Here is a 5,612-nt window from a genome sequence, read left to right on the forward strand (position 1 = left end):
ACGCACGCGGCCGCCCGGTAGCGGCGGTGCCAGTCGGCCGTCTGCTCGGTCCCGCACCACAGCGCGAAGTCGGGGTGGCGCAGGACCCGGGTCGGTTCCCGCAGCAGCGGCCAGTGGTTGATCAGCACGGTCGGATGGGCGGGGTCGAGGCGCCCCAGCCGGGTCGTGGTGGCCACGAGACGCTCCCCGCACCACGCCACGGCGTCGCCGAACGGGCCCGGGTCGATGAGGAACTCGTCGGACGCGACCACCCGGCGCTCGCGCGCCCCGGCCAGGGCCTCCGCGCGCGGCTGCCCCGCCACCGGGGTCCAGCTGTAGTCGTAGAACAGGAACATCGGCACCACCCACGCCGGCCCGCCCGGGCCGGTCCACAGGGGGTACGGGTCCTCGGGGGTGTCCACGCCGATGGCCCGGCACGCCTCCACCAACCGGTCGTACTTCGTGGTGGAGGTCATGCCCTCGTCATCGCGCCCGATCCACAGCTCGTGGTTGCCGGGCACCCAGATCACGCGCTCGAACCGGGCCGCGAGGCGCTCCAGGGCGTCCACCACGTGGTCGGCCTTCTCCGCGACGTCTCCGGCCACGATCAGCCAGTCGCCCGGGTGGCCCGGGTGCAGCTCGTCCACCACGTCGGCGTTCCCGCGGTGCCCCACGTGCAGATCGGACACCGCCCGCAATGACGGTCCCGCCTGCGCGCGGGTACCCGCGGTCATCCGGCGGCCTCCGCGCCGGCTCCGGCGGCCTCCGGGGTGCGCGCGCCGAGGACGACCCACCGGTCACCGCGCACCCGCATCCCCACGGCGACGAGGCGCATCCCCACGAAGACCCCCATTCCCCACCAGATGCCGGTCAGGCCCCAGCCGAAGTGACGGGTGGCGAGCAGCACGGGAAGGAATCCGCACAGCGCGGCGATGACGGTGCTCGTGCGCAGAAACGCCGCGTCTCCGGCGCCCAGCAGCACGCCGTCGAGACCGAACACCACTGCCGCGGGCAGGACGACGATCGCCATCCCGATCAGCGCCACCACCAGCCGGTCCGCCACCCCGGCATCGCCGGCCAGCAGGAGCGCGAGGGGTTCACGGAAGAGCACCGTCAGCAGCGCGAGAGCGACCCCCAGACCGAGCGACCACACGACGACGGCCCGGGCCAACGCCCGGCCGTGTGCGGCCAGACCTGCGCCCAGGGCGGCGCCCACGAGCGATTGCGCGGCGATCGCCACGGAGTCAAGGACGAGCGAGTACAGCGACCACAACTGCTGTGCGAGATGGTGGGCGGCGAGCGAGTTGACGCCCGCCGCGGCGGCGGCCGTGGTGGCGACGGCGAAGGTGATCTGGAACGACGCTGTACGGATGACGAGGTCGACGCCCATCCGCAGCTGGCTCACGATGACGGCCCGCCGGGGACGCAGCGACCCCTTGTGCTCGAGGACCAACGCGGTGAGGAAGCCACCCGCCATGAGCAGCTGACCGGCCAGGTTGGACCAGGCGCTGCCGACCAGACCCATCTCCGGCGCGGGTCCCAGTCCGGGGACAAGCATCACGCACCCGACGGTCGACACGCCGATCCCCACGGCCACCAGTACGAGCGGAGTGCGTAGGCGCTGGACACCGCGCATCCATCCGTGGCCGGCCGAGGCGACGAGGATGCACGGGATACCCCACACCGCCACACGGAGCCACTCGGCCGCGCCCGCGGCCACCTCGGCATCCGCGGCGAGAGCGCGCGTGAGCGGGCCCATCAGCGCCGACACCGCGGCGACCACGAGCGCCCCGACGGCGAGGGCGATCCACGTCGCCTGCACGCCCTCGGCGACCGCGTCGGCCCGCCGACCGGCGCCGTGCAGCCGCGCCGACCGGGCGGTGGTCCCGTAGGACAGGAAGTTCATCTGGGTGCCCAGCACGAGCAACACGAGAGCGCCCACGCCGAGGGCCGCGAGCGCGTCCGCGCCCTGTCGACCCACGATGATGCCGTCGACCAACAGGTAGACGGGCTCGGCCGACAGCACCGGCAGCACGGGCAGCGCGATGGACCACAGGCGTCGGCCGATCGCCCCGACGCCGACCTCCGGCTCCGGCCCCGGCCGCGACGCCGACCGCGCAGCGGTGGACGTGGGGTCAGCCGAGGAGCTCACGGAGCCTCGCACTCACGGCGTCGAGGTCACCGCGCACGGTGCAGCCGGCCGCAGACGGGTGTCCGCCGCCGCCCAGCGCCGCGGCCACGCCCGAGACATCGATCGCCTCGCGGTCCGCGTCACCCCGGGAGCGCAGCGAGACGGCCCACTCCCCCGGCCGGTACTCCTTGAGCAGGACCGCCACCCGCGCCTCGCGGACGCCCCGCAGATGGGACACGAGCGACTCGACGTCGTCCTCGTCCGCTGCCGCGATCACCTCGTACGGGACCGCGAGCCAGACCGCGCCGCGTCCCCCCACGGCGTCAACGTCCAGACGGACGGTGGCGAGCAGCTCACCCAGGACCCGCAGCCAGGCGAAGGAGCGGGCGTCGAGGAGGTCGTACGCGAGCTCCTCCGATTCCGCCCCGGCCTCGAGCAGGCGCCGGGCGGTCTCGTGCGCGTCCGACCCGCCCCACCGGAAGGACCCGGTGTCGGTGACGAGACCGGCGTAGAGACTGGTGGCGATGTCGGCGTCGACGACGTAACCGCCGGCGTCGAGTACCTCCAGCACGAGCGAGGCGGTCGACGCGGCGGTGGGATCGAGATACATGTGCGATCCGAAGCCCGGGTTCGATCCGTGGTGGTCGACCACCAGCACCTCGGACGCGGTCTCGGCCAGCCGTTCCCAGGCCCCGGCCCGGTCGGGACTCGCGCAGTCCAGGGTCACCACCAGGCCGCCGTGGGCCGGCACCCGGGACAGCGGGACCACCCGGTCGGTGCCCGGGATGGCGCGCAGCGCGTCCGGAACCACGCCGGGGTCGAACGAATGGTGGACGGTCACGCCGACCGCGCGCAGGGCCCGCGCGAGACCGCACGAACTGCCGAGGGCGTCGGCGTCCGGGCGGACATGACACAGCACGGTCACCTCACGATGCCGCGCCAACACGTCCGCCGCCCCCGCGGCGTCCACCGCCGTGGTCACCGGTCGTCGTCCTCCGGTCGGTCCTCCTCCGGCTTCCGATAGGGGTCCTCGTCACCGGCCGGACGCGCGTTCTCGGCCGCGCGGCGGACCTGCTCGTCGCTGGCCCGCGCCCTGGCGAGGAGTTCCTCCATATGCCGCGCGGCGTCGGGCACGGAGTCGAGCACGAACGTGAGCTCCGGGGTGAACTTGACCCCGGTCTGCCTGCCGACCATGGTGCGCAGACGCCCGCGGGCGGCGGTCAACGCCGCCTCCGCGGCCTCGAGATCCGGCTCCTCGTCGAGGGTCTCGCCCCGCACCGTGTAGTACAGGGTGGCGACCCGCAGGTCCGCGGTGATGCGCGAGTCGGTGATGGTGACGAACTCGAGCCGCGGATCCTTGATCTCGTGCTCGATGGCCGTCGCGACGATCTCACCGATCCGCTTGCCTAGCCGTCCCGCGCGTCCCTTGCCGGTCATGGCGATCCTCCTTGACATGGTGCGACCGCTAGGCGGTCACGGGTTGACGAGCGCACCGCGGGGGCAGGTCCGTACGATACGGAACCCGCCCCCACGGTGTGCTCTGCGACGTCAGTCGCGCGGCTTCTCGACGAGCTCGTACGTCTCGATCACGTCGCCGATCTTGATGTCGGAGTACGTCACCGTCAGACCGCACTCGAAGCCCTCGCGGACCTCGGTCACGTCGTCCTTCTCGCGGCGCAGCGAGGAGACGGTCATCTCCTCCGCGACCACGTTGCCGTCGCGGATGAGCCGCGCCTTGGCGTTACGCCGCATGATGCCGTCGAGCACCATACAGCCGGCGATGTTGCCCACCTTGGAGGAGCGGAAGATCTGGCGGATCTCCGCCTGACCGAGCTGCTTCTCCTCGTAGATCGGCTTGAGCATGCCCTTGAGCGCGCTCTCGATCTCGTCGATCGCCTGGTAGATGATCGAGTAGTACCGGATGTCCACGCCCTCACGGTTGGCCATCTCGGTGGCCTTACCCTCCGCGCGGACGTTGAACCCGATGATCACCGCGTCGGACGCCGCCGCCAGGTTGACGTTCGTCTCGGTGACGGCACCGACACCGCGGTCGATGACGCGCAGCTGCACCTCGTCGTCGATCTCGATACCCATGAGGGCCTCTTCGAGGGCCTCGACCGTACCGGAGTTGTCGCCCTTGATGATGAGGTTGAGCTGGCTCGTCTCCTTGAGGTGCGAATCCAGGTCCTCCAGGCTGATCCGGCGACGGCTGCGCGCGGCCATCGCGTTGCGCTTACGCGCATTGCGTCGGTCGGCGATCTGTCTGGCCGTGCGGTCCTCGTCGACCACCATCAGGGTGTCGCCGGCGCCACACACACTGGTCAGACCGATGACCTGGACCGGACGCGACGGGGTCGCCTCCTCGACGTCCTGGCCGTGCTCGTCGACCATGCGGCGCACACGACCGTATGCGTCGCCGGCGACGATCGAGTCGCCGACCCGCAGCGTGCCGCGCTGGATGAGCACGGTGGCCACGGGGCCACGACCGCGGTCGAGGTGCGCCTCGATCGCGACGCCCTGGGCGTCCATGTCCGGGTTGGCCCGCAGGTCCAGAGCGGCGTCCGCGGTGAGGACGACGGCCTCGAGCAGCGAATCGATGTTCAGGTTCTGCTTGGCGGAGATGTCGACGAACATGGTGTCGCCGCCGTACTCCTCCGGCACGAGGCCGTACTCGGTCATCTGGCCACGGATCTTGTCGGGCTGCGCGCCCTCCTTGTCGATCTTGTTGACCGCCACGACGATCGGCACGTCGGCCGCCTGCGCGTGGTTGATCGCCTCGACCGTCTGCGGCATCACGCCGTCGTCCGCCGCCACCACGATGATCGCGATGTCGGTCGACTTGGCGCCGCGGGCACGCATGGCGGTGAACGCCTCGTGACCCGGGGTGTCGATGAAGGTGATCGTGCGCTCGACGTCGTCGACCGGCACGGTGACCTGGTAGGCACCGATGTGCTGGGTGATGCCGCCGGCTTCACCCTCGCCGACCTTGGCGGACCGGATGCTGTCGAGCAGCCGGGTCTTGCCGTGGTCGACGTGGCCCATGACGGTGACGACCGCGGGACGACGCTCGAGATCCTCTTCGCCGCCCTCGTCCTCGCCGAAGGACAGGTCAAAGGACTCGAGCAGCTCGCGGTCCTCGTCCTCGGGGCTGACGATCTGGACCTTGTACCCCATCTCCTCACCGAGGAGCTGGAGGGTCTCCGGAGTGACCGACTGCGTGGCGGTGACCATCTCGCCCAGGTTAAACAGCGCCTGGACCAGCTGCGACGGGTTGACGTCGATCTTGTCCGCGAAGTCGCTCAGCGAGGCGCCCTGAGCCAGCCGCAGGACCTGCCCACGACCGTCGGGGAGCCGGACGCCGCCGACCTCCGGTGCCCGCATCGAATCGTATTCCTGACGCTTCTGCCGCTTCGACTTGCGACCCCTGCGCGGGGCACCGCCGGGACGTCCGAACGCGCCCGCGGCACCGCCGCGACCGCGACCGCCGCCACCGGGCCGACCG

At 71.5% G+C, this 5,612-nt stretch carries 5 protein-coding genes; all 5 read right to left on the reverse strand.

Going from position 1 to position 5,612, the window contains the following annotated elements:
• The coding region (locus G6030_RS08805) for a metallophosphoesterase (RefSeq protein WP_182642873.1) at nucleotides 1-713 on the reverse strand (713 nt) is incomplete at its 3' end.
• Nucleotides 710-2,131 (reverse strand): MATE family efflux transporter, encoded by a 1,422-nt coding sequence (locus G6030_RS08810; RefSeq protein ID WP_347238616.1) that lies wholly within the window; start codon nucleotides 2,129-2,131, stop codon nucleotides 710-712. The genes G6030_RS08810 and G6030_RS08805, both read right to left, overlap by 4 nt.
• The gene (locus G6030_RS08815) at nucleotides 2,115-3,092 is read right to left on the reverse strand and encodes a DHH family phosphoesterase (RefSeq protein WP_182642874.1); all 978 of its coding nucleotides are present in this window, start codon (nucleotides 3,090-3,092) and stop codon (nucleotides 2,115-2,117) included. The genes G6030_RS08810 and G6030_RS08815 overlap by 17 nt, the downstream gene beginning before the upstream one ends.
• Entirely contained in the window at nucleotides 3,089-3,547 is a 459-nt protein-coding gene (gene rbfA / locus G6030_RS08820; RefSeq protein ID WP_182642875.1) for a 30S ribosome-binding factor RbfA, read from the reverse strand. The genes G6030_RS08815 and rbfA overlap by 4 nt, the downstream gene beginning before the upstream one ends.
• 111 nt (nucleotides 3,548-3,658) lie before the next feature.
• Nucleotides 3,659-5,612: translation initiation factor IF-2 (gene infB / locus G6030_RS08825; RefSeq protein ID WP_182642876.1), on the reverse strand; the 1,954-nt coding region annotated here is incomplete at its 5' end.

Source organism: Dietzia sp. E1, assembly GCF_014145015.1.
GTDB lineage: Bacteria > Actinomycetota > Actinomycetes > Mycobacteriales > Mycobacteriaceae > Dietzia > Dietzia cinnamea_A.

Bases quoted from the DNA above. Each gene is read 5' to 3' on its own strand.
- rbfA (WP_182642875.1), bottom strand. From the start codon at position 3,547: ATGACCGGCAAGGGACGCGCGGGACGGCTAGGCAAGCGGATCGGTGAG.